The sequence below is a fragment of the Streptomyces sp. NBC_01241 genome (assembly GCF_041435435.1).
Taxonomy (GTDB): Bacteria; Actinomycetota; Actinomycetes; order Streptomycetales; family Streptomycetaceae; genus Streptomyces.
This window is the reverse complement of sequence record NZ_CP108494.1, coordinates 6,213,772-6,235,393: the sequence shown is the minus strand read 5'-3', so window position 1 is coordinate 6,235,393 and position 21,622 is coordinate 6,213,772. Positions and strand designations below refer to the sequence as shown.

At 70.2% G+C, this 21,622-nt stretch carries 21 protein-coding genes; 1 reads left to right on the top strand and 20 read right to left on the bottom strand.

Going from position 1 to position 21,622, the window contains the following annotated elements:
• Window positions 1-46: 46 nt before the first annotated feature.
• The 17 genes from whiG to proS all read right to left on the bottom strand — a co-directional run bounded on the left by whiG (window position 47) and on the right by proS (window position 14,046).
• On the bottom strand, window positions 47-883 hold the full coding sequence (gene whiG, locus OG306_RS28105; RefSeq protein WP_266748964.1) for an RNA polymerase sigma factor WhiG: 837 nt from the start codon (window positions 881-883) through the stop codon (window positions 47-49).
• A gap of 242 nt (window positions 884-1,125) precedes the next feature.
• A complete protein-coding gene (dprA, locus tag OG306_RS28100; RefSeq protein ID WP_266748962.1) occupies window positions 1,126-2,280 on the bottom strand; it encodes a DNA-processing protein DprA in 1,155 nt (384 codons plus the stop codon).
• A gap of 110 nt (window positions 2,281-2,390) precedes the next feature.
• The gene (locus OG306_RS28095; protein ID WP_266905248.1) at window positions 2,391-4,016 is read right to left on the bottom strand and encodes a YifB family Mg chelatase-like AAA ATPase; all 1,626 of its coding nucleotides are present in this window, start codon (window positions 4,014-4,016) and stop codon (window positions 2,391-2,393) included.
• Window positions 4,016-4,375: a YraN family protein gene (locus tag OG306_RS28090; protein ID WP_266748934.1), complete on the bottom strand. Its 360-nt coding sequence runs from the start codon at window positions 4,373-4,375 to the stop codon at window positions 4,016-4,018. The genes OG306_RS28095 and OG306_RS28090 overlap by 1 nt, the downstream gene beginning before the upstream one ends.
• Window positions 4,376-4,606: 231 nt before the next feature.
• Window positions 4,607-4,915 carry a DUF2469 domain-containing protein gene (locus OG306_RS28085; protein ID WP_003965949.1) on the bottom strand — a complete coding sequence of 103 codons (309 nt, stop codon included), beginning with the start codon at window positions 4,913-4,915 and terminating at the stop codon, window positions 4,607-4,609.
• 64 nt (window positions 4,916-4,979) lie between these two features.
• On the bottom strand, window positions 4,980-5,468 hold the full coding sequence (locus OG306_RS28080) for an NUDIX hydrolase (protein WP_266748933.1): 489 nt from the start codon (window positions 5,466-5,468) through the stop codon (window positions 4,980-4,982).
• The gene (gene lepB / locus OG306_RS28075; protein WP_266748932.1) at window positions 5,458-6,210 is read right to left on the bottom strand and encodes a signal peptidase I; all 753 of its coding nucleotides are present in this window, start codon (window positions 6,208-6,210) and stop codon (window positions 5,458-5,460) included. Before lepB (OG306_RS28075) ends, OG306_RS28080 begins: the two co-directional genes overlap by 11 nt.
• A 50-nt stretch (window positions 6,211-6,260) precedes the next feature.
• Window positions 6,261-7,157, bottom strand: a complete 897-nt coding sequence (lepB, locus tag OG306_RS28070) for a signal peptidase I (protein WP_266752494.1) — start codon at window positions 7,155-7,157, stop codon at window positions 6,261-6,263.
• Window positions 7,108-8,133, bottom strand: coding sequence for a signal peptidase I (gene lepB / locus OG306_RS28065; RefSeq protein WP_266748930.1), 1,026 nt, complete (start codon window positions 8,131-8,133; stop codon window positions 7,108-7,110). Before lepB (OG306_RS28065) ends, lepB (OG306_RS28070) begins: the two co-directional genes overlap by 50 nt.
• The gene (gene lepB, locus OG306_RS28060; RefSeq protein WP_266748928.1) at window positions 8,126-8,896 is read right to left on the bottom strand and encodes a signal peptidase I; all 771 of its coding nucleotides are present in this window, start codon (window positions 8,894-8,896) and stop codon (window positions 8,126-8,128) included. Before lepB (OG306_RS28060) ends, lepB (OG306_RS28065) begins: the two co-directional genes overlap by 8 nt.
• A gap of 45 nt (window positions 8,897-8,941) precedes the next feature.
• On the bottom strand, window positions 8,942-9,292 hold the full coding sequence (rplS, locus tag OG306_RS28055; RefSeq protein WP_093899094.1) for a 50S ribosomal protein L19: 351 nt from the start codon (window positions 9,290-9,292) through the stop codon (window positions 8,942-8,944).
• 165 nt (window positions 9,293-9,457) lie between these two features.
• Window positions 9,458-10,279, bottom strand: coding sequence for a tRNA (guanosine(37)-N1)-methyltransferase TrmD (gene trmD, locus OG306_RS28050; protein ID WP_266748927.1), 822 nt, complete (start codon window positions 10,277-10,279; stop codon window positions 9,458-9,460).
• A complete protein-coding gene (rimM, locus tag OG306_RS28045) occupies window positions 10,279-10,875 on the bottom strand; it encodes a ribosome maturation factor RimM (protein WP_266748925.1) in 597 nt (198 codons plus the stop codon). The genes trmD and rimM overlap by 1 nt, the downstream gene beginning before the upstream one ends.
• Window positions 10,876-10,967: 92 nt before the next feature.
• Complete coding sequence (locus OG306_RS28040; protein WP_005311361.1) at window positions 10,968-11,207, bottom strand: RNA-binding protein; 240 nt, start codon at window positions 11,205-11,207, stop codon at window positions 10,968-10,970.
• Window positions 11,208-11,209: 2 nt separating this feature from the next.
• The gene (gene rpsP, locus OG306_RS28035; protein WP_266748924.1) at window positions 11,210-11,653 is read right to left on the bottom strand and encodes a 30S ribosomal protein S16; all 444 of its coding nucleotides are present in this window, start codon (window positions 11,651-11,653) and stop codon (window positions 11,210-11,212) included.
• Window positions 11,654-11,810: 157 nt separating this feature from the next.
• Window positions 11,811-12,404, bottom strand: coding sequence for a hypothetical protein (locus OG306_RS28030; RefSeq protein ID WP_030928573.1), 594 nt, complete (start codon window positions 12,402-12,404; stop codon window positions 11,811-11,813).
• A 226-nt stretch (window positions 12,405-12,630) separates the two neighbouring features.
• On the bottom strand, window positions 12,631-14,046 hold the full coding sequence (gene proS / locus OG306_RS28025; protein WP_266748923.1) for a proline--tRNA ligase: 1,416 nt from the start codon (window positions 14,044-14,046) through the stop codon (window positions 12,631-12,633).
• 237 nt (window positions 14,047-14,283) lie between these two features.
• Here proS and OG306_RS28020 point away from each other — a divergent pair, with 237 nt between their 5' ends.
• On the top strand, window positions 14,284-15,144 hold the full coding sequence (locus OG306_RS28020) for a class I SAM-dependent methyltransferase (RefSeq protein WP_266748921.1): 861 nt from the start codon (window positions 14,284-14,286) through the stop codon (window positions 15,142-15,144).
• Between the two features lie 31 nt (window positions 15,145-15,175).
• Here OG306_RS28020 and ftsH read toward each other — a convergent pair whose 3' ends face one another.
• The 3 genes from ftsH to OG306_RS28005 all read right to left on the bottom strand — a co-directional run bounded on the left by ftsH (window position 15,176) and on the right by OG306_RS28005 (window position 21,539).
• The gene (gene ftsH, locus OG306_RS28015; protein ID WP_327258700.1) at window positions 15,176-17,089 is read right to left on the bottom strand and encodes an ATP-dependent zinc metalloprotease FtsH; all 1,914 of its coding nucleotides are present in this window, start codon (window positions 17,087-17,089) and stop codon (window positions 15,176-15,178) included.
• 198 nt (window positions 17,090-17,287) lie between these two features.
• Complete coding sequence (ffh, locus tag OG306_RS28010; RefSeq protein WP_327258701.1) at window positions 17,288-18,838, bottom strand: signal recognition particle protein; 1,551 nt, start codon at window positions 18,836-18,838, stop codon at window positions 17,288-17,290.
• A gap of 241 nt (window positions 18,839-19,079) precedes the next feature.
• Entirely contained in the window at window positions 19,080-21,539 is a 2,460-nt protein-coding gene (locus tag OG306_RS28005) for a [protein-PII] uridylyltransferase (RefSeq protein ID WP_266748917.1), read from the bottom strand.
• Between the last annotated feature and the right edge of the window lie 83 nt (window positions 21,540-21,622).

The window sequence follows — 21,622 nt, the reverse complement described above, 5'->3', positions numbered from 1 at the left end:
GTTGGTGGTCGAAGCAGCCACAACCGCACCGGCCACCAGGAGGGGGTCAGCGGCCGGCGTCGGCCAGTTTCGCGCGCAGTTGCAGCACCGATTTGGTGTGGATCTGGCTGACACGGCTCTCGGTGACCCCGAGCACGTTGCCGATCTCGGCGAGCGTGAGGCCCTCGTAGTAGTAGAGCGTGACGACCGTCTTCTCACGCTCCGGAAGCGTGTTGATCGCCCGGGCGAGCAGCCGCCTGAGCTCACGGTCCTCGGCGACCTCGACCGGATCGTCGGCAGCGGTGTCCTCAAGCGTGTCCATCAGGCTCAGCCGGTCGCCGCCCTCGCCGCCGACGTGCAGGAGCTCCTCCAGCGCGACCACGTTCGCGAGCGACAACTGGCTGAAAACCGCGTGCAGTTCTTCCAGCGCGATGCCCATTTCCGCAGCGACCTCCGGCTCGGAAGGAGTGCGTCGCAGCTGTGCCTCCAGCGTGGCGTAGGCACGTTCCACCGCCCGCGCCTTCTGGCGCACCGAGCGCGGGATCCAGTCCAGCGCCCGGAGTTCGTCGATCATCGCGCCCCGGATGCGGGTGATCGCGTACGTCTCGAATTTGATCGCGCGCTCGATGTCGAACTTCTCGATCGCGTCGATCAGTCCGAAGACGCCCGAGGAGACGAAGTCCGCCTGCTCGACGTTGGAAGGCAGGCCCACACTCACCCGGCCCGCGACGTACTTCACCAGCGGCGAGTAGTGCAGGATCAACTGCTCCCGCAGCCGCTCGTCGCCCGTGGACTTGTAGGAACGCCACAACTCGTCGAGCGAGGAGGGGGCAGGGGGGCGCACAGTGCCACGCGCAGCCGGTGGTACTGCCGCGCGGTCAGACCCGGAGGTGTGCTGGGGCATGTGGTGCCTTGAGCCGTTCTGCTGTGAAGTGCTGGGGGACTTGTGTCTGAGTCGGAATCCTTGCGAGCGTAGCGTGACTGAGGCGTCGCGGTCCGCGCAGGACAGCGGATCGGCGCTGTGCCATTCCGGTCGATCGAACATGCCTGAGTTCCGGGGCCGTCGCCTCGTGCGCCGGCCCCGGAAGCGTCGCCGAAGGATCCGCCGAGGTCATCGGCATCACCTTTTCACCCGAATGCTCCAGGTCAAGTACCGCCTCGCCGCGCGTCGCCATTGCATATACGTCGCGGCGTCAACCGCCATCCGTCGCCATCGCGTTCGACGAACCCCAGTGAGTGCAGTTCGTACAGTCTGCCGAGCGCTTCGTCGGCGCTGGTTCCCGCCGCGCGGGCCACCTCGCGCCCGCTGACGGCCCCGCGCGACGGCAGCGCGTCGAGGACCCTGGCGGAGACGGCGTCCAGCAGGTCCCTGGGGTGTACGCGGCCGTGCCTGGCCGGGGCCAGTTCACCGATGTCCCCCACCAGTTCGGCTACTTCCGCGGCGTCCGTCACCAGAATGCCTTCCCCGCGGAGCAGTTCATGGACTCCTGCCGACAACCCACTGGTGGCGGGGCCCGGCACACCCATGGTGAAGCGGCCGAGCCGCTGCGCGCAGCGTGCGGTGACCAGCGAACCGCTGCGGTATTCGGCCTCGACCACCACCGTCCCGCGCGTCAACGCAGCGATGACCCGGTTCCGGAGAAGGAACCTGCTGCGGGTCGGATGATCGGATGGTGGCAATTCGCCGATGACGAGCCCCTGTTCCGCCATGCGTCCGATCAGCTCGGCGTGGCCCCGGGGATAGGCGACGTCCACGCCGCAGGCCAGGACCGCCATCGTCGCCCCATCGACAGCGAGCGCGCCACGATGAGCTGCCCCGTCCACCCCGAACGCCGCTCCCGAAACCACCACCCACCCCAGCTCGGCGAGACCCGCACCGAGGCTCGCCGCCATGTGGGAGCCGTACGGCGTGCAGGCACGGGCACCGACCACGGCGACCGAGCGCAGCGCCCAGAGCCGCAGATCGCGCGGTCCCCGCACCCACAAGCCGGTCGGCCTGGCGTCTCCCAGGTCGTCGAGCTGGCTGGGCCACTCCCGCTCGCCGGGGCAGACGAACCGTCCACCGAATGCTGCGACTGCCGCGAGGTCCTGCTCGGGCTCGGCGCTCTCGGCCCGTAACCGGTACCCGTCGAGACGTTTCGGAGTCATTCCGGTCAGTTGCTTTGCGGCCCCGTCCCTGGTGGTGATCCGCCGTATCAGCTCGACGGCGCCGAGTTCGCGCAGCCATCGGCCGCCGCGCTCGTCCCCCGGCTCCAGGATGCGGGTCAGCGCGGCCCGCGCCAGGCGTTCCCGATCGCTCACCGCCACTCCCGGCTCCCCCTCCCATCCTGGCTCGGGCCCCGCGCCTCGCTCCGGGTCCCGTCGCGGTGCGCGCCCCAGGTGCTGCCCCTGGTCATGGGCCGCCCGCACGGTCATGAGGCTCCGGCCTTCATCAGGGTGCCCCGGGGGATCCCGGTCCGCAGTTCCAGCGCCACCGCGATGTCGGAGGCTTCCGGCCGGTCGGCACCGCGCAGATCGGCGACGGTCCACGCCACCCTCAGCACCCGGTCCAGGCCCCGAGCCGTGAGCATGCCGCGTTCCATGTCCCGTTCGGCTTCCATGAGCGCGCCCGGTGCAGCGACCAGCCGGGTCCGCAGCTCGTGGCCGGGCACCTCGCTGTTGGTCGTCCACGCCGTGCCGGCCAGCCGTTCCGCCGCCCGCGCCCTCGCCTCCCGGACCCGGGCCGCGACGGTCGCCGTCGACTCGCCCCTGCCGCTCTGCCCCATCAGGTCCTCGCGCCTGACGGGATCGACGGCCACCCGCAGATCGACCCGGTCGAGCAGGGGCCCGGAGAGCCTCGACTGATAGCGGCGGACCGCCGACGGTGCGCACTCGCAACCGGCGCCGCTGAGTCTGTGCCGGCCGCACGGGCAGGGATTGGCGGCCAGCACCATCAGGAATCTGGCGGGCAGCCGCACCACCCCGGCGCTGCGTGCCACCACCACGTGCCCCGACTCCAGTGGCTGGCGCAACGCGTCCAGCACCCGCATGGAGAATTCCGGTGCCTCGTCCAGAAAGAGAATCCCTCGGTGGGCCAGGGAGACCGCACCGGGCTTCGGCAGCCCGTTGCCCCCGCCGACCAACGACTGCATGGTCGCCGAGTGGTGCGGTGCGCAGTACGGCGCCCGGGTAACCAGCGGTTCCCCCGACGGCAGAATGCCGGCCACCGAGTGCACCGCGGTGACCTCCAGGGACTCCTTCCTCGTCAACGCGGGCAGGATCGCCGGCAATCGCTCGGCCAGCATGGTCTTGCCGGCACCCGGCGGCCCGGAGAGCAGCAGATGGTGACCCCCCGCCGCGGCGACCTCCAGCGCCTTGCGGGGCCGCAACTGCCCCGCCACGTCCGCGAGATCCGGCAGGTTGCCGTCGCCCTGGTCGGGCCCCCGGGCGAGCCCGGTGCCGATCCCCGCACCGGGCACCATCAGCCCGGCCAGCATGGTGTCGGGGCGCCCCTCGTCGTGGGCCTGCCGCTCCTCCGGCACCGGCTCGTCGCAGAGCACCGCGATCAGCTGCCGCAGGCTCCGCACCCCGAGAACCGAGACCCCGGGCACCAGCGCCGCCTCCCCCGCGGTCTGCTCGGGCACGACGACCTGGCGGTACCCGGCGTCCGCCGCGGCGAGCACGGCGGGCAGTACTCCGCGCACCGGCCGCACCCGACCGTCGAGCCCCAGCTCACCGATCATCACCACATCGGCGATGGACTCCGGATCGATCCGCTCCGCCGCGCCCAGCACCGCACAGGCCACCGCCAGATCGAATCCGGAGCCGCCCTTCGGCACGGAGGCCGGTGACAGACCCACCGTGAGTTTCTTCTGTGGCCACTCGGCCCCGGAGTTCACGACCGCGGCCCTGACCCGGTCCCGACTCTCCACCAGGCTCTTGTCCGGCAGCCCCACCAGGGTGAACGCGGCCACCCCCGCCTCCAGGTCCGCCTGAACCTCCACCACCACGCCCTCGACGCCGACGAGCGCCACTGAACACGCCCGCGCGAACCCCATCAGGCCACCCCGCGCGCATGCTCGACGACGGGCGCTCCACGCCTGGGCAGCACCACGCCGACCAGGTCGATCCTGACGCCGCCGGGCGGCGGGCCGCCGTGCCGGTGGAGCCAGATCCCGGCCAGCCGTCGCAGCCGATCCGCCTTGACCGGGGTGACCGCCGCCATCGGGTGTTCGAAGGCACCCGACCTGCGGGTCTTCACCTCGCAGACCACGAGTGCGTCGCCGTCCAACGCGACGATGTCGATCTCACCGGCACGACAGCGCCAGTTCCGTTCCAGTACGGACATGCCTGCTTCGGTCAGCAGTCGCGCCGCCAGATCCTCGCCGAACCGCCCGAGTGCCCCCCGTGCGTTCATATCGGCACCACCTCCGGGACCGACTCTGACGCGTTCGGCCCCGGCTTGTGGATCTTGGTGGACAACTCGTGGATTGTGGACAACTCGGCCACTCGGAGGTGGGAATCGATCCCCCGAAGCCGGGGATCACCCGAAGGTGGGGGCAGTCCTCCGGAGGCGACGAGCGATCCCCTTCGGGTCTTCCCTCGAATCCTCCGCGGATGCCCCCTGGGTCTCCCTCGGAGAGCGGGCTCAGCCGCCCGGAAGTTCGAGATCGCTCTTGTTGAGCTCCTCGATGTTGACGTCCTTGAACGTCAACACGCGTACCTGCTTGACGAAGCGTGCGGGCCGGTACATGTCCCAGACCCAGGCGTCCGCCATGGATACTTCGAAAAACACCTCGCCCTGGACCGAGTGCACCTGCATCTCGTAGTCGTTGGTGAGGTAGAAGCGCCGTTCGGTCTCGATCACATATTTGAACAGACCGACGACATCTCGGTACTCCCGGTAGAGCTTCAGCTCCATCTCGGTCTCGTACTTTTCGAGGTCCTCGGCGCTCATTGGCATGTTCCCCTTCAGCCGTGCGTGCCCCCATTGTGCGCCAGGCCCCGGTGTCCCCGGGCGCTTAGGCGATTTCGGGGGCCAGAACCATTGGCGTACACGGAGGACCCTCGTCGAGCAGCGTCCGCAGCAACTCGGCGAGCCTGGTCGGATACACCGTCTCACGCGCCGCCGACAGTTCGGCGGAGGTCCACCACCTCAGACCTGCGACGCTGCGCTGCTCCAGCCCGGTCATTCCGCTGGTGTCGGTGGCGGTCCGCGTCGTGCGTGCCAGGAAGTACCACTCGTCCTGGTTCCAGCGGCGCCCGTCGAACGGGAACGAGCACAGCCGCTGCCAGAGCAGCGGGCCCAGCTCGACATCGGTGATCCCGGTCTCCTCGGCGAGCTCGCGCAGCGCGGCCTGTTCCCGGGTCTCCGCGCCCTCCAGGCCGCCACCGGGGGTGAACCACCAGGTGCTCCGGGGGTCCTCCGGTTCGAACCCGTGTATCAGGAGAATGCGGTCGTCGGGGTCCAGGAGTACCACCCGGGCGACCTTCCGCTGCTCAGTGTGCACCGGCCGTCGCCCTTTCCCGCTTGTCCCGCCTGCGGTCCGATCGCGCGGACCGCGCCGCGATCGGGCCGTACGCGGCACCGCCGAGGATAAGCACCACACCGGCCGCCATGGCGCCGAGCTGCAGCCGCAACGGCCCGGGCGACGACACCCCGCCCGGGAAGGACGCGAAGGCCGGCGGCCGCCCGACCATGCCGTTCATCGGCCAGGCGATGGCGTCCACCCGGGCCCGCACCGCGCTGCGCGGCACGGAACCCTGCCCCGGGTCCTTCAGATGGACCCGGGAGTCCAACGATGAACTGCGCTCGTCACCGAGCAGGAAGAGCTGCCCCTTGGGCACATCCGCAGTGAAGTTCTTCAGGGAGGCGAGCCCCTCGGTCTGCAGATACGGTTCCTCAACGCGTTTGCCGTTGATCGTGAGCCGGCCCTTGTCGCAACAGGCGATCGTGTCGCCGCCGGTCCCGACGACCCGCTTCACCATGGGTATGTCACCCCACGCCGGATCGGTAAAGACCACCACGTCGCCGCGGTGCACCTCACTGCCGTCGATCCGCTCGGCGAGTACCCGGTCACCGGCATGCACCGTCGGTGTCATCGACCCGGTGGGCACCGTGTAGGGCCGGTACACCACGGCCCCCCAGACGAACCCTCCGAGAAAGAGCACACAGCCGACGGCCACGGCCAGCCCCGACAACATGCTGCCGAGCCGGCCGTGGCCGTCACCTGTACGTCCTATTGCACTCATCCCAGCGCCACCACCTCGGAGATCGACAACCGCTGATCCGAGTCGGCACACTACCCGGCGGTACGCCCGCTGGTCAGCTTCCTGCGACGCCACAGCACGATGGGCAGCGCACCGGCCACGCCGAGTGCTCCGGGGGCCAGGCCCATCGCCGCGTTGATCCCCGGCTGGTCGAAGGTCTTCGGGACGGGCAGGGTCGACCAGCGGTTGATCGGCCAGGCCACGACGATGGCACGGCCGACGACCTCGTCGTCGGAGACCGTGCCGCCACCCGGGAGCGCCTGGTGATAGCGGGAGTCGAGGGAGTTCTGGCGGTGGTCGCCCATCACCCAGATCCGGCCCTTGGGAACCTGGATCGGGCCGAACGGCTCGTCGTTGCAGGGGGTGTTCCCCGGGAAGATGAACGACTTGTCGTCCAGGGCCTTGCCATTGACGACGACAGGGCCGTCCTTCTTGCACTCCACTGTGTCGCCGCCGACCGCGATGACCCGCTTGATCAGGTCCTTCTCCTCGGCGGACGGCATCAGTCCGATGAAGCTGAGGAACTTCTGCACCACATTGGGATTGGCCGCCTGGGTGTTCTCCAGCCAGCCGCCCGGGTCGTGGAAGACCACGACCTCGCCGCGCTTGGGCTCCGCACCGAACCACGGGGTCAGCTTGTCGACCAGCACCCGGTCGCCCCGCTGGAGCGTGTTCTGCATCGAGTCCGAGGGGATCGAGAACGCCTGTACCAGAAACGTCTTGATCAGCAGCGCGAGAACCAGCGCGATGCCGATGAGCAGAGGCAGCTCCTTCCAGAAGGAGCGCGGCTTCCTCTGGGCCGTACCACCGTCGTCCGGAGAGTCGCCGTCACCCTCCGCGCGGTCCGTCGCCCCGGCGGACTCGACATTCTCCGGATTGTCAGGCCGGTCCTCGGGTTCCTCGTATCCGGATCGTGCGCCGACCGCCAAATCCCCCACATCCACTCCTTACTCCGTGCCACCGCCTGCGCCCTAGCCGGTGCAGGCCCACCACTCCCATAACGAGCGGGAGTTCCGCAGGGGTCGGGAGAGGGATCATTCCGTTGGGATCCTTGGACACCACACTATTCGACGGGCCCGAGGCAGCAGCCGTCCCGGCGCGCGCGTCAGGGACCGAGTCGAAAGTTGCCGTTTCCTCCAGTTTTCGCCAGTGCCCGAAGGGCCAGGCGATGACGACAGCACGTCCCACGACCTCGTCCTCGGAAACCGTGCCGTGTCCCGGCTCGTCCAGGTGGTAGCGCGAATCGGCCGAATCCGACCGGTGGTCGCCCATCACGAAGATCCGTCCGGCCGGAACCTTTACCTCGAATTTGATGAGGGAGGGCGGATTGCCGGGATAGAGATAGGGCTCGTCGAGCGGTACGCCGTTGACGGTGATCCGGCCGTTCTTGTCGCAGCACTTCACCGTGTCGCCGCCGACCGCGACCACCCGCTTGATCAGATCCTGCTCGTTGTCCGACGGCAGCAGCCCGATGAAGGTCAGCGCTTCCTTCGCCTGCTTGACGACGACGGGCGGGTCCTTCTTGACGGTGTTCTCCTGCTTGAGCCAGTGGCCCGGGTCATTGAAGACGACGACGTCGCCGCGCTGGGGCCTCGATCCGAACCAGGGCGTCAGTTTGTCCACGAGCACCCGGTCGCCGATCCGGATGGTCTGCTCCATCGATCCGGACGGGATCACGAAGGCCTGCACCAGGAAGGTCTTGAGGACGAGCGCGATCAGCAGCGCCACGACGATGAGAACGGGGATCTCCCGGACGGCCGACCCGCGCCGCCGCCGCTTGACCTTGCGGGCGAGCTTGCGCCGCTCCGCCCTGGTCGGCAGCGAGCGCGCGGGCGCCGGCCCGGCGCCGGACGGCGGCGGTATCTCCGGATCGTCTCCGCCCTGCCCCCGCCGTCGGCTACCCATGGGCCCCGCCCGGCACCCGTGGACCGGCGAAGGCCGTGCTGTCCGGCAGCGAGCCCAGCCGGCCCAGCGGCCAGCCGATCCAGTCCACCCTGCCGATCACCATGTCGACCGGGACCATGCCACCACCCGGCTCTCCCAGGTGGTCGCGCGAGTCGCGGGAATTGCTGCGGTGGTCGCCCATCATCCACAGCGTGCCGTCGGGGACGACGATGTCGAAGCGCACCCCGGACGGCGCATCGCCCGGATACAGGTAGTCCTCGTCGGCCGGGCTGCCGTTCACCTCGACCCGTCCCCGCTTGTCGCAGCAGACCACCCGGTCGCCCCCCACGCCCACCACCCGCTTCACGTAGTCCGTCTCGGCGGGCTCCGCCAGGCCCAGGGACGCTGCCGCACCGTGCAGCAGCCCGGTGACGGGATTCTCCCGGGGCGGCTCCTGCACAAAGGAACCGGTGCCGTCGAATACCACGACATCGCCGCGCCGCGGTACAGAGCCGAAACGGTACGCCAACTTGTTCACCAGCACCCGGTCCCCCACCCGCAGGGTGGGCTCCATCGAGCCGCTGGGAATCAGGAAGGGCTGCACCACGAAGGCGCTGACGATCAGCACGAAGACCGAGCAGACGGCACCGAGCGCGGCGGTCCGCCGCCATGACATCGAAGCGGTCAGCCGGTCCGGGATACGCGAGAAGCGCGACCCCTCCTCCGACCCTGCTGCGGGTGCGAAGGAGCGGTCGCGCTCCGTGGGCTTGGCTTCCGTGTCCATCGGAGCCAGAGCTTATCCGGCCGTCCTGTGGACCTGGGAGTCAGCTCAGTTGTCGCGCTTCTCCTTGATCTTCGCGGCCTTGCCGCGCAGCTCACGGAGGTAGTACAGCTTGGCGCGACGGACGTCACCGCGGGTGACGAGCTCGATCTTCTCGAAGATCGGGCTGTGCACCGGGAAGGTGCGCTCGACGCCGACGCTGAAGGAGACCTTGCGGACCGTGAAGGTCTCGCTGACACCCGAGCCCTGGCGGCGGATGACTACGCCCTTGAACTGCTGGATACGGGAGCGGTTGCCCTCGATCACTCGCACGTGGACGTTGACGGTGTCGCCGGGGCGGAAGGCCGGGACGTCGGTACGCAGCGAGGCGGCGTTGACGCCATCGAGCAGGGAAGCCATGTTGTCTGCTTTCTTCGCCGATGCCACAGGTCATCGACGGGAGAGTGATGAATTCGGGGTGCTGATCACGTCGGGCGGGCGTCGGGACCATCCCCATGTCCATGGGGAACACAACGGTCGCTTTCCCCCTGTGGCAGGGGCGCACGTCGGACGGACAGCAGCGGCCTATTCTTCCACGGCCTCGGGCCTGCGCCAAAATCGGCCCTTGGGCTCCGGTGACCAGCCGAGGATGGAGAGGATCTCGCGGTCCTTCTTGTCGAAGGCGCTCGCCTCGCAGCGCTCGATCAGATCGGGCCGGTTGAGGGCGGTGCGACGGAACGCCTCGTCCCGCCGCCAGCGCGCGATCTTCCCGTGGTGCCCGCTGAGCAGGACGTCCGGGATGCCCCTGCCGCGCCACTCGGGCGGCTTGGTGTAGACGGGCCCCTCCAGCAGATTGGCCATCGCGCCGGGGGCGAAGGAGTCGTCCCGGTGTGATTCGGCATTGCCGAGCACGCCGGGCAGGAGCCGGGCCACCGCCTCCGTGATCACCAGTACCGCGGCTTCCCCGCCGGCCAGCACGTAATCCCCGATGGACACCTCGACGACCGGCATACGGGTCGCGTACTCGTCCGTCACCCGCCGGTCGATGCCCTCGTAGCGGGCCGGCGTGAAGATCAGCCACGGCCGCTCGGAGAGCTCGACGGCGAGCTCCTGGGTGAACGGGCGGCCGCTGGGTGTGGGTACCACGAGCACCGGGGAGTGCGCCCCGGCCTCGTACCCGGCCGCCAGCGCGTCGTCCAGCGCCTCGCCCCACGGCTCGGTCTTCATGACCATGCCGGGGCCGCCGCCGTACGGGGTGTCGTCGACCGTGTTGTGCCGGTCGTACGTCCAGTCGCGCAGATCGTGCACGTGCACGTCGAGGCGGCCGCGTGCGCGAGCCTTGCCGACGAGGGAGACGTTCAGCGGCTCCAGGTACTCCGGGAAGATCGTGACGACGTCGAGGCGCATCAGGCGTCCTTCCCGGCCCCGGGCGCCTCGTCCCCGTCGTCCTCTGCTTCGCGGTCTTCGTCCCGCGAGGAGTCGATCACAGCCTGGCTCTCGTCGATCAGACCGGGCGGCGGGGTGATCACGGCGCGCTGCGCTTCGAGATCGATCTCGGCGACGATCTCCTCCACGAACGGGATCATCACCTCGCTGCCGTCCGGCCGCTCGACGATGAAGAGGTCCTGGGACGGCAGATGCGTGATCTCGGTGATCCGGCCGATCTCGGTACCGTCGGCGAGGACCACGTCGAGGTCCATGAGCTGATGGTCGTAGAACTCCTCGGGGTCCTCGGGGAGTTCCGCCGGATCGACCTCGGCGATCAGGAGCGTGTTGCGCAGGGCCTCGGCAGCCGTACGGTCGCGTACGCCCTCGAAGCGCAGCAGCAGCCGTCCGCTGTGCACCCGGCCGGTCTCGATCGTCAGCGGTCCGGCGCCGGCCGGTTCGGTGGCGAGTACGGCCCCGGGCGCGAGCCGCAGCTCCGGCTCGTCCGTACGCACCTCGACGGTGACCTCGCCCTTGATGCCGTGGGCACGGCCGATCCGCGCGACTACCAACTGCACCTTGTGTTTCTCCTGTCCTACGACCCTGCAGTACGACGACGGGCCGGGGTGGGCACATGGCCCTCCCCGGCCCGTGCCGGTGTTCAACTCTGTCAGCGAACCTGATCCACGTCGACGAGGTCGACGCGGATGCCACGGCCGCCGATGGCGCCCACGACGGTACGCAGCGCGCGTGCGGTACGACCGTTGCGGCCGATCACCTTGCCGAGGTCGTCGGGGTGGACCCGGACCTCCAGCACGCGACCACGGCGCAGGTTGCGCGAGGCGACCTGCACATCGTCAGGGTTGTCGACGATGCCCTTCACGAGGTGCTCGAGAGCCTCCTCGAGCATGCTCAGGCCTCGGTCGACTCGGTGGACGCAGCCGCGTCAGCAGCCTCGTCCGCCTTCTTGTCGGACTTCTTCGCCTTCTGCGTGATGGCCTCACCCTTGGACTCCTCGCCGGTGTCCTTGGCCAGGGCCTCGAACAGGGCGCGCTTGTCGGCCTTGGGCTCCGGCTGCAGCAGCGGCGCGGGGGCCGGGAGACCCTTGTGGGCCTGCCAGTCACCGGTGAGCTTCAGGATCGCGAGAACCGGCTCGGTCGGCTGGGCGCCGACGGACAGCCAGTACTGCGCACGCTCCGAGTTGACCTCGATGCGCGAGGGGTTCTGTACCGGGTGGTACAGGCCGATCTCCTCGATGGCCCGGCCGTCACGGCGGGTACGGGAGTCGGCGACGACGATGCGGTAGTGAGGCGAACGGATCTTGCCCAGACGCTTCAGCTTGATCTTGACTGCCACGGAAGTGGTGTCTCCTGGTCTATGACGTGGTTGGGCACAACGAAGATGCCACGTGGGGTTGCGGTACTCGGGTGCCCGATGGACGCGTCAGCCGGAGGAGAGAGGGGTCCTGTGCGACTGTCGAGTACAGCTAGCCATTGTGCCACACCGCGTCGGGTCACCCCACCGCGACCGCCGCTTCGGGGATACGGAACGGCTTCCCGCAGCCACCGCAGACGATCGGCGCCTGCGCCAGCACCGACGGGACGACCCGCACATTGCGTCCGCAGTCGCAGACCGCCTTGACGCGGACGCCCCCGCCGGAGGAGCCGTGCCGGGCGGCCGGTCCGCGGAAAGAACGCTTGGTGTCGGCGGCGGTGGCGACCGTATGCGCCTTGAGGGCGCGCTGCAGCCGCTCGATCGTCGGGCGGTACCTCCGCTTGGCCTCGGGGTTGAGCGTGACCAGCGAGAAGCCGCTGCTGGGGTGGGGCTCCTCGGCGTGATCGAGGCCCAGCTCCTCGGCGATCGCGAGGAATCGTCGGTTGTGGTAGCGGCCGGCCCGCGAGGTGTCGCGGACACCTCGCGCGGCGGCGATGCCGTGGACTGCCTCATGAAGCAGTCGCTCGAAGGAGAGTTCGGCGCCACAGGCGGACGAGGACTCTCCGATCAGGGACTCTGGCGCGGCTAGATCGGGCAGCTCGGGGTGGTACCGCTGAATGTCGGCCCACGCCTGCGCCAGCTCTGCGGCAAGTACAGGTGGTGTCGTGCTCACGTCGTGACAACGAGCACGAGGGCCCCGGTGTTCCGATTCCGGGCCATCCCAAATAATTTGCACGTACCAGTCAGTTGCCATTGATGCGTCCTGACGAGGGCGGGTGCGCTGATCTGCGGAGAAGCCTCACAGCTCACACCAAGGTGGTACGTAGCGCCCCGTACGCCCGGGCGTAGACGGCAACCGTACGCCGGGCCGTCGGGCGGCCCCGGAGGCGGGTGGGGCGTCAGTAGGCGCGGGCCACCAGGGCGACAGTACCGGGGGCGTCGTCCGCGTCCGGCACGGACCCGTCGCCGGCGACCAGGCACCGCACGGACACCCCGTGCTCCGCGAGTCGGGCCTCCCCCGCCGGGCCGAGGGCCGACCAGGCGATACGCGCCCAGCCGCCCGCGGCCGCCGCTTCCACGGCCTCCTCGACGGACGCGACCTCGCTGGTGGCCGACTCGCGCCGGCTCCGGGACTCCCGCAGCAGGGTTGCCTGATCCTCCTCCAGGACCGTCGGGAGCAGCTCGGTCAGGGCGTCGATGGCCACCGGTTCCTTTCCGCCGGGGATCCGCCGGGCGAGCATCGCGGTGCCGTCCGCCAGATCGCGCGGGCCGATCTCGACCCGTACCGGCACGCCCTTCAGTTCCCAGTCGACTGCGCGGCGGCCGAACGGGGTGTCGGTGCGTTCGTCGACCTCGGCCCTGATCCCCGCGGCGCGCAGCCGCTCCCCGACCGACCGGACCGCGGCCAGTACCGCGTCGTCGTCCTTGACCGCGAGGACGACGGCCTGGACGGGAGCGAGGCGCGGCGGCACCCGGAGGCCGTGATCGTCGCCGTGCGCCATGATCAGACCGCCGACCATGCGGGTCGAGGAGCCCCAGGAGGTCTGCCAGACGAGCTCCTGCCTGCCTTCCCTGGACAGATAGCTGGTGTGGAAGGCCCGGGCGAAGTTGGTGCCGAGTTCGTGGCTCGTGCCCAGTTGCAGGGCCTTGCCGTCCCGCATCATTCCTTCGAGCGTCAAGGTGTTGACGGCTCCGGCGAACCGCTCGGCCGGGGTCTTGCGGCCCAGGACCACATCGATGCCGAGGACGTTTTCCATGAAGTCCGCGTAGACGTCCCGGTGGATGTACGCGGCGTACTCCCGGGCCTCCTCGTAGGTGGCGTGGGCGGTGTGGCCCTCCTGCCAGAGGAATTCCGTCGTGCGGAGAAAGATCCGCGGGCGCATCTCCCAGCGCACGACGTTCGCCCACTGGTTGATCAGCAGCGGCAGATCCCGGTAGCTCTGGACCCATTTCGCGAAGTACTCGTTGATGATCGTTTCGGACGTCGGCCGCACTACCACGGGCTCTTCGAGCTCTTTTCCGCCGCCGCGGGTCACGATCGCGAGCTCCGGTGCGAAGCCCTCGACGTGCTCGGCTTCGCGTGTCAGGTAAGACTGGGGGATGAAGAGCGGGAAGTAAGCGTTCCGGGCGCCCGCCTGTTTGATCCGGGCATCCATCTCCTGCTGCATCCGCTCCCACAGGCCGTATCCGTACGGCCGGATGACCATGGTGCCGCGCACCGGACCGTTGTCCGCGAGTTCGGCCTTGTTGATCAGATCGTGGTACCAGCGGGGAAAGTCCTCGGCCTGGGGCGTGAGAACGGGTGCCTTTGCCATGGCGCGCATCGTACGGCGACACCGTCCACCACACGGAGCGACTGGCCCTGCCTCCACGGGCCGTACGCACGGGCGCAGCACCGGAGCACACAACCATTGCCATCAGACCTCTGGACGCGGGCTCGGATGCGCAGTTCTCTGACATACGGGGGACGGGCGCAGACACACAGGGGGGAGCATCCACTCGGGCACGACCGATCGGACACGACCGACCTCTCGGCGGATTGGGGCGCTTCCATGACACCTACGCTCGTCCGGCACCACAGCTACGCGGACACGGCCACCCCGGTGGATCCGGGTACCCGTGCCCGGGACTGGGCCGAGATCCAGGAGCGGATGCTCGCACCGCTGTACGAAGCGGTGTACGAGCGGCTCGAAGTGGGAACCGGCACCCGGCTGCTCTCCCTCGGCTGTGGCTCCGGTCTCGCGCTGCTGATAGCGGCCGCGCGCGGCGCGCGCGTCACCGGCGTCGACACCGATACCGAACGGCTGGCGCTCGCCCGCGGCCGGCTGCTGCCCGATCCGGGGAGCGATGCCGGAACTCCGGCCGGGCACGCCCGGCTCGTCGACGGTGATCCGTCCGCGGCAGCTTCGGCCGACGGGGCGCCGTACGGCCTGATCACCGCATTCACTCCGATCGGCTGCTCATCCGGTGACGGCGAACGGCTCGTGGACGCGCTGCGGTCGGCCGTACCGCTGGCTGCCCGGGGAAGCACGGTCGTGCTGGCCGGGTGGGGTCCGCCGGAGCGGTGCGCGACGGCGCCGGTGCTGCGGGTGGCGGGGCGGCTCTCCGACGGGGTCCGGGCGCCGCGCACCGGTGGCTGGCGGCCGTGGGAGCGGGACGATCTGGAGGAAGTGGCGTTCCGGGCCGGTCTGAGCCCGGACGGTTCCGGCCGGGTGGCGTGCCCGTTCGGGTACGCGGACATGGACAGCGCGGTGCGGGGACTGCTGTCGACGCGGCTCTTCGACGCGGCGGTTGTGGCGACGGACCAGGACCGGGTGGCGAAGGAGGTCGCGGAGGCTCTGCGTCCGCATCTGCGCAGGGACGGCACGATCTGGATGCCGAACGTCTTCCGCTATCTCGTGTGCACGACCTGAAGTCCCGGGTGCACCGTCCGGGCCGCGGCGGCTACTTGGCCAGACGCGCGATCCCGGCCGCCCGATAGGCCGCGGCCTCGTCCAGCGTCTCGTGCTCCAGCAGTGCCGCGGCCAGCGAGTCCAGCCTGTGCCGGTTTTCCCGCAGGAGCCGGCACGCGTCCTCGTAGCACTCGTCGACGATGCGCCGCATCTCGCCGTCCACCGCGTCGAGCGTGGCGGGGGCCGCGGAGAGCCCGTACGCCTGCTGGGCGTCGCTCGGGATCGCTGTCAGCCTGCCCACCTTGTGGCTCATGCCCCAGCGGCCGACCATGCCGCGGGCCAGGTTGGTGACCTGTTCCAGGTCGCTCTCCGCGCCGGTGGTGACCATGTCGAAGACCACCTGCTCGGCGGCCATCCCGCCGAGCGCACCGATGATGCGGCCGCGCAGATACTCCTCGGTATAGGCGTACTTGTCGGCTTCCGGCGTCGAGAGGGTGACGCCCAGCGCCCGGCCGCGCGGCACGATGGTGACCTTGCGGACCGGGTCGGCGCCCGGCTGGACCATGCCGAGCAGGGCGTGCCCGCTCTCGTGGTACGCGGTCCTGCGGCGTTCCTCGTCCGACATGACCAGCGAGCGTTCCGCCCCCAGCTGGACCTTCTCCAGGGCGTCCGAGAGATCGGTCTGGCTGACCTCGGACTGCCGGCGCTTGACGGCGAGCAGCGCGGCCTCATTGGCGAGGTTGGCGAGATCGGCGCCGGTCATACCGGGGGTCGTACCGGCCACCTGGGCCAGGTTCACATTGTCGGCGAGCGGGATCTGCCGGGTGTGGATCTCCAGGATCGCCTCCCGGCCGCGCCGGTCCGGCGGGCTGACCTGGACGATCCGGTCGAAGCGGCCCGGCCGGGTGAGGGCGGGGTCGAGGACGTCGGCGCGGTTGGTGGCGGCCAGGACGACGACGCCCTCCGAACCGGAGAAGCCGTCCATCTCGGTGAGGATCTGGTTGAGCGTCTGCTCGCGCTCGTCGTGGCCACCCATGCCGGAGCCGCCGCCGCGGGCCCGGCCGATGGTGTCGATCTCGTCGATGAAGATGATGGCGGGGGCGACCTTGCGCGCCTCCGCGAAGAGTTCCCGCACCCGGCTCGCGCCGACGCCGACGATCATCTCGATGAACTCGGAGGCCGATGCCGAGAAGAACGGCACCCCGGCCTCACCCGCGACGGCCCGTGCGAGCAGCGTCTTGCCGGTGCCGGGCGGTCCTGCGAGGAGCACTCCCCCGGGCATCCGGGCGCCCATCCTCCGGTACGCCTGCGGATTCTTCAGGAAGTCCACGACGTCGTTGAGCTCGCCCTCGACCTCGTCGATCCCGGCCACGTCCTGGAAGGTGGTGCGCCGGCCGGCCTCCAGCTCGACGGGCTTGGGCGGGGCTTTGCGCCCGAAGCCGCCCATACCGCCGCCCATGCCCTTGGCCATCCTGCGGGCGACGAACACCCAGAGCAGGACGAGCAGCAGCATCGGGGCCAGCGAGATCAGCAGGTTGGCGAGGAAGCTGCGCTGCTGGACGACGGGCTCGGCAGTGACCGCGACATCGTCCTTGACCAGCTCGGCCCAGAGGTTGTCGTCCGCGAACGCGGGCCGCTGCGTGACGAACTTGGTGTACTTCTTGTCGGTTCCCGGGACCGTCGCCTCCTTCTTGAGCTGCCCCTGAATGGCGTCGCCCTTGGAGTAGATCTTGGAGACGTTGCCCGAGGTGACCTGCTTGCTGAACTCCGTGTACGCGATCGTGGGCTCCGCCTCCCCGTTGAAGAAGGACAGCACCAGATTGGCGATCAGGTAGACAGCGAGCGCGGTGAGCAGCAGTCCGCCCCAGCCTCCCGGCATCTTCCGGCCCGGCGGCGGGGGCGGCGGGGCGCCCTCGGAGCGCCAGGGCTGATCGGGCCGGTCGCGGGGAGGTACGGGGTTGGTCACGCGCGCTCCTCTGCCGACAGCCAGTGAATGTGACACTAAAGGAGAAATCGACCCATAGCCCCTTATAGGGCCTTCCAGTGGGCCCGGAGAGGGAAGCGCGGACCCCGGCCGGGACCGCACGCCGCACCGGAGCACGCGACGACATGCGTGAGGGGCGCCCACCGGCGGTGGGCGCCCCTCACGCATGTCGTCGGGCGATCAGCCCATGAACTTCTTGAACTCGTCCGGCAGCTCGAAGTTCTTGTCCTCCTGCGCCGGCAGACCGAACGCGCCGCCCTGCGCCGCCGCCTGCTCGCGACGGGCCGCCGCGGCCTGCTCCTCGGCCTTGCGCTTCATCGGGTTGCCGCTCTTGCGCTTGCCCTTGGCCTGCTTGACCTGCTTCTTCTGCCGACCGGGACCGCCGCCCATGCCCGGCATACCGGGCATCCCCGGCATGCCGCCGCCCTGCGCCATCTTCGACATCATCTTGCGCGCATCGAAGAACCGCTCCACCAGGTTCTTCACCGCGCTGACCTCGACACCGGAGCCCTTGGCGATCCGGGCCCGGCGCGAGCCGTTGATGATCGTCGGCTCGGCGCGCTCCTTCGGGGTCATCGACTTGATGATCGCGGCGGTACGGTCCACGTCGCGCTCGTCGATGTTGTTGATCTGGTCCTTGATCTGCCCCATGCCGGGCAGCATCCCGAGCAGCTTGGAGATGGAGCCCATCTTCCTGACCTGCTCCATCTGGGCCAGGAAGTCGTCGAGCGTGAAGTCCTTGCCCTTGCTGGACGCCAGCTTGGAGGCCATTTTGGCGGCCTCTTCCTGGCTGAAGGTCTTCTCCGCCTGCTCGATCAGGGTGAGCAGGTCACCCATGTCGAGGATGCGGGACGCCATCCGGTCGGGGTGGAAGGCGTCGAAGTCCTCGAGCTTCTCACCGTTCGACGCGAACATGACCTGCTTGCCCGTGACGTGGGCGATTGACAGGGCCGCACCACCGCGGGCATCACCGTCGAGCTTGGAGAGAACCACGCCGTCGAAGCCGACGCCGTCACGGAAGGCCTCGGCGGTGTTGACCGCGTCCTGGCCGATCATCGCGTCGACGACGAAGAGGATCTCGTCGGGGCTGACGGCATCGCGGATGTCCGCGGCCTGCTGCATCAGCTCCTGGTCGATACCGAGACGGCCCGCGGTGTCGACGATCACGACGTCGTACTGCTTGGACCTGGCGTGCTCGATCGAGTCCTTGGCGACCTGGACCGGGTCGCCGACGCCGTTGCCCGGCTCAGGGGCGTACACCGCCACGCCCGCGCGGTCGGCGACGACGCTGAGCTGGTTGACGGCGTTGGGGCGCTGGAGGTCACAGGCCACGAGCAGCGGGGAGTGGCCCTGGCCCTTGAGCCAGAGGCCGAGCTTTCCGGCAAGGGTGGTCTTACCGGCACCCTGGAGACCCGCGAGCATGATCACGGTGGGCGGGTTCTTGGCGAACCGCAGCCGCCGGGTCTCGCCGCCGAGGATGCCGACGAGCTCCTCGTTGACGATCTTGATCATCTGCTGCGCCGGGTTCAGCGCCTGGGAGACCTCGGCGCCGCGCGCCCGCTCCTTGACGTTGGCGATGAAGGACCGGACGACAGGCAGCGCGACATCTGCTTCGAGCAGGGCGATACGGATCTCGCGGGCCGTGGCGTCGATGTCCGCCTCGGACAAGCGGCCCTTGCCCCGGAGGTTCTTGAAAGTCGCGGCAAGGCGGTCGGAGAGAGTATCGAACACGGCGCTCGTCGGTCCTCAGGGTCGGGGGCAAAGTGGATTCGGTACCCCAGGGTATCCGGCTCGGGAGAAACGATGACCCCTGCCGGGAGAAATCCCGGGCAGCGGCCCCGGTCGCACGACTCCCCGCGGGTGCCGGGAGTGGGTCCACGCCGGGCGCGCACGCGGTGGACGCCGGAGCGTCCCCCGGCCGACGGGGAGCATCCCCATTCGTTCCATGACGGCGAGGACGGTCCCCCACGCCTCACCGCAAGGCATCCTCCAGGGCCTTTGCCAGTGCCGCGGCCTCCACGCCCGGCAGCACCGAGCCGTCCTCACGCGTGACGTAGACCGTATCCACCGCGTTCGCCCCCAGCGTCGACACGTGCGCGCTCCGTACTCGTACCCCGCTCTGTTCCAGCGCCCGGCCGATCCGGTGCAGCAGCCCCGGGGCGTCCTGGGCCCGTACCTCGATCACCGTCGCGAGCTGCGAGCCGGCCGCCGCGACGGTCACCCTCGGCGGCGGGGCCTTCACTCCGCGCCGCCTCGGGTAGGCCGCCTCGCGTTCGGCGAGGCGGGCGCGGATGTCGAGGGAGCCGTCCAGGGCGCGTACGAGGTCGGCGCGGAGTCGGGAGGCCTGCGGCAGGGAGCCGTATTCGGCCGCGACCCGCCAGCTGAGCAGCAGCAGGTCGGCGGCGTCGCCCGCGCCGAGTTCGGTGGGGAGTTCCACGGCACGCAGATCGGCCGCCCGCACGGTGAGGCGGTGCAGGGCGAGGACGCCCGCCGCGGCAGGCAGCACGCCGGGGCGGTCGGGGAGGGCGATGAGGAGTTCGACGCCGACGGGTTCCGGTTCGCCGTCCTCGTTCGGGGTTTCGGCCTGGGCGTGCAGGGCGAGGACGGGTTCGCCGGTGCGCAGGGCCTCGATGGCGAGGCGTTCGTGTTCGGCGCTGGGCGCGACGGGTTCCGGTTCTTCCGGGACCCGGCCGGCGAGCACGGCGGCGACGCGTTCAACGAGGTCGGCGACGAGGGAGGCGCGCCAGGTGGACCAGGCGGCGGGCCCGGTGGCGAGTGCGTCGGCCTCGGTGAGGGCGTGCAGCAGTTCCAGCGTGGCGGTGGTGCCCACGGCGGTGGCGACGGAGCGGACGGTCGCCGGGTCGTCGAGGTCGCGCCGGGTGGCGGTCTCGATGAGCAGCAGATGGTGGCGTACCAGGGTGGCGATGACGCCGACGTCGTGCTGGTCGAAGCCGATCCGCGCGGCCATGTCGCGGGCGATGACCTCACCGGCGACGGAGTGGTCGCCGGGCCAGCCCTTGCCGATGTCGTGCAGGAGCGCGGCGACGAGAAGGAGGTCGGGGCGGCCGACGCGGCGAGTGAGGGAGGAGGCGCGTACGGCCGCTTCGACGAGGTGTCGGTCGACGGTCCAGGTGTGGACGGGGTTGCGCTGGGGGCGGCAGTGGACGCGTTCCCAGTCGGGGAGCAGCCGGGTGATCAGCCCTTCGGCTTCGAGTGCTTCCCAGACAGGGACGGTCGCCTCGCCCGCGCCGAGGAGGGTGACGAGTTCCTCCCGGGCCTCGGCGGGCCAGGGCACCGGCAGTGGGCGTGCGGTGGTGGCGAGGTGGCGTACGACGTGGCGGGAGAGCGGGAGTTCCGACTGGGCGGCCGCGGCGGCGGCGCGCAGGACGAGCACGGGGTCGCGTTCGGGGCGGGCGCTACGGGCGAGGACCACTTCGCCGTCGGCTTCGACGACGCCTTCGGCGAGCGGGGTGCGCTCGGTCGCGGCGGTCCTGCCGCCGCCCAGCATGGCGCGCAGCCTGGGGCGTACGGACCGGGCGCGCAGGACGCGGTGGACCTCGCGCCAGGTGACGTCGGTGGCGTACGAGACGGTGCGGGCGGCCTCGTACACCTGGCGGAGCAGGGCGTCCGCGTCGAGGAGGCCGAGGGCGGTGGCGACCTGGTCCTGGTCCTGGAGGCCGAGGCGGTCGGTGGCGCGGCCGGTGGTGAGGTGGAGGGCATCGCGGGCGTCGAGGAGGGTGCGGCGGGCTTCGGCGAGGCCCTCGCGGGGGGAGTCGGCGACCCAGGAGGCGGCGACGGCACGCAGGGCGGTGGCGTCGCGCAGTCCGCCGCGGGCCTCCTTGAGGTCGGGTTCGAGGAGGAACTGCAGCTCGCCCTGGCGTTCGGCGCGTTCCCGGCAGAGCTCGTCGAGGGCGGGGAGGCGTTTGGGGGCCTGGTTGCGCCAGTCGGCGAGGATCGCGGTGCGCAGGGCGGCGACGAGGCCGAGGTTTCCGGCGACGGGGCGGGCGTCGAGCAGTCCGAGCTGGACCTTGAGGTCCTCGCCGGCCGTTCTGCGGGCTTCGGCGGGGGTGCGTACGGAGTGGTCGAGGGCGAGGCCGAGGTCCCAGACGGGGTACCAGATGCGGTCGGCGAGGGAGGCGATGGCTCCGGCGTCGGCGTTGCCGTCATGCAGGAGCAGGAGGTCGAGGTCGCTGCGCGGGGAGAGTTCGCCGCGTCCGTAGCCGCCGACGGCGACGAGGGCGGCGCCGCGGATGCCGGTCTGTTCGGCGGCGGTGGTGAACAGCGCGGTGAGCCAGTCGTCGGTGAGTGCGGCGAGGGCCGCACGGCGCGGCGTCCCGGGCTGCGCCTTCTCCTGGAGGAGGCGCAGCCGGGCCGCCGCGTAGCCGCTGGGCTCCGAGTCGTCGGATTCGAAGGTCACTTCGGTACTCGTCACCCGGCTGCCTTTCGTTGCGGGGCCGTAGGCCTTCGGCGGCCGTCGGTCTTCGGAGCCCGTAAGCCTTCGTCGGCCTTCGCAGC

What these genes read in the sequence shown, in the direction of transcription:
- whiG (WP_266748964.1), bottom strand. Translation starts at nt 883, where the DNA reads ATGCCCCAGCACACCTCCGGGTCTGACCGCGCGGCAGTACCACCGGCT.
- OG306_RS28095 (WP_266905248.1), bottom strand. Translation starts at nt 4,016, where the DNA reads ATGGGGTTCGCGCGGGCGTGTTCAGTGGCGCTCGTCGGCGTCGAGGGC.
- OG306_RS28090 (WP_266748934.1), bottom strand. Translation starts at nt 4,375, where the DNA reads ATGAACGCACGGGGGGCACTCGGGCGGTTCGGCGAGGATCTGGCGGCG.
- OG306_RS28085 (WP_003965949.1), bottom strand. Translation starts at nt 4,915, where the DNA reads ATGAGCGCCGAGGACCTCGAAAAGTACGAGACCGAGATGGAGCTGAAG.
- lepB (WP_266748932.1), bottom strand. Translation starts at nt 6,210, where the DNA reads ATGAGTGCAATAGGACGTACAGGTGACGGCCACGGCCGGCTCGGCAGC.
- lepB (WP_266748930.1), bottom strand. Translation starts at nt 8,133, where the DNA reads ATGGGTAGCCGACGGCGGGGGCAGGGCGGAGACGATCCGGAGATACCG.
- lepB (WP_266748928.1), bottom strand. Translation starts at nt 8,896, where the DNA reads ATGGACACGGAAGCCAAGCCCACGGAGCGCGACCGCTCCTTCGCACCC.
- rplS (WP_093899094.1), bottom strand. Translation starts at nt 9,292, where the DNA reads ATGGCTTCCCTGCTCGATGGCGTCAACGCCGCCTCGCTGCGTACCGAC.
- trmD (WP_266748927.1), bottom strand. Translation starts at nt 10,279, where the DNA reads ATGCGCCTCGACGTCGTCACGATCTTCCCGGAGTACCTGGAGCCGCTG.
- OG306_RS28040 (WP_005311361.1), bottom strand. Translation starts at nt 11,207, where the DNA reads ATGCTCGAGGAGGCTCTCGAGCACCTCGTGAAGGGCATCGTCGACAAC.
- proS (WP_266748923.1), bottom strand. Translation starts at nt 14,046, where the DNA reads ATGGCAAAGGCACCCGTTCTCACGCCCCAGGCCGAGGACTTTCCCCGC.
- OG306_RS28020 (WP_266748921.1), top strand. Translation starts at nt 14,284, where the DNA reads ATGACACCTACGCTCGTCCGGCACCACAGCTACGCGGACACGGCCACC.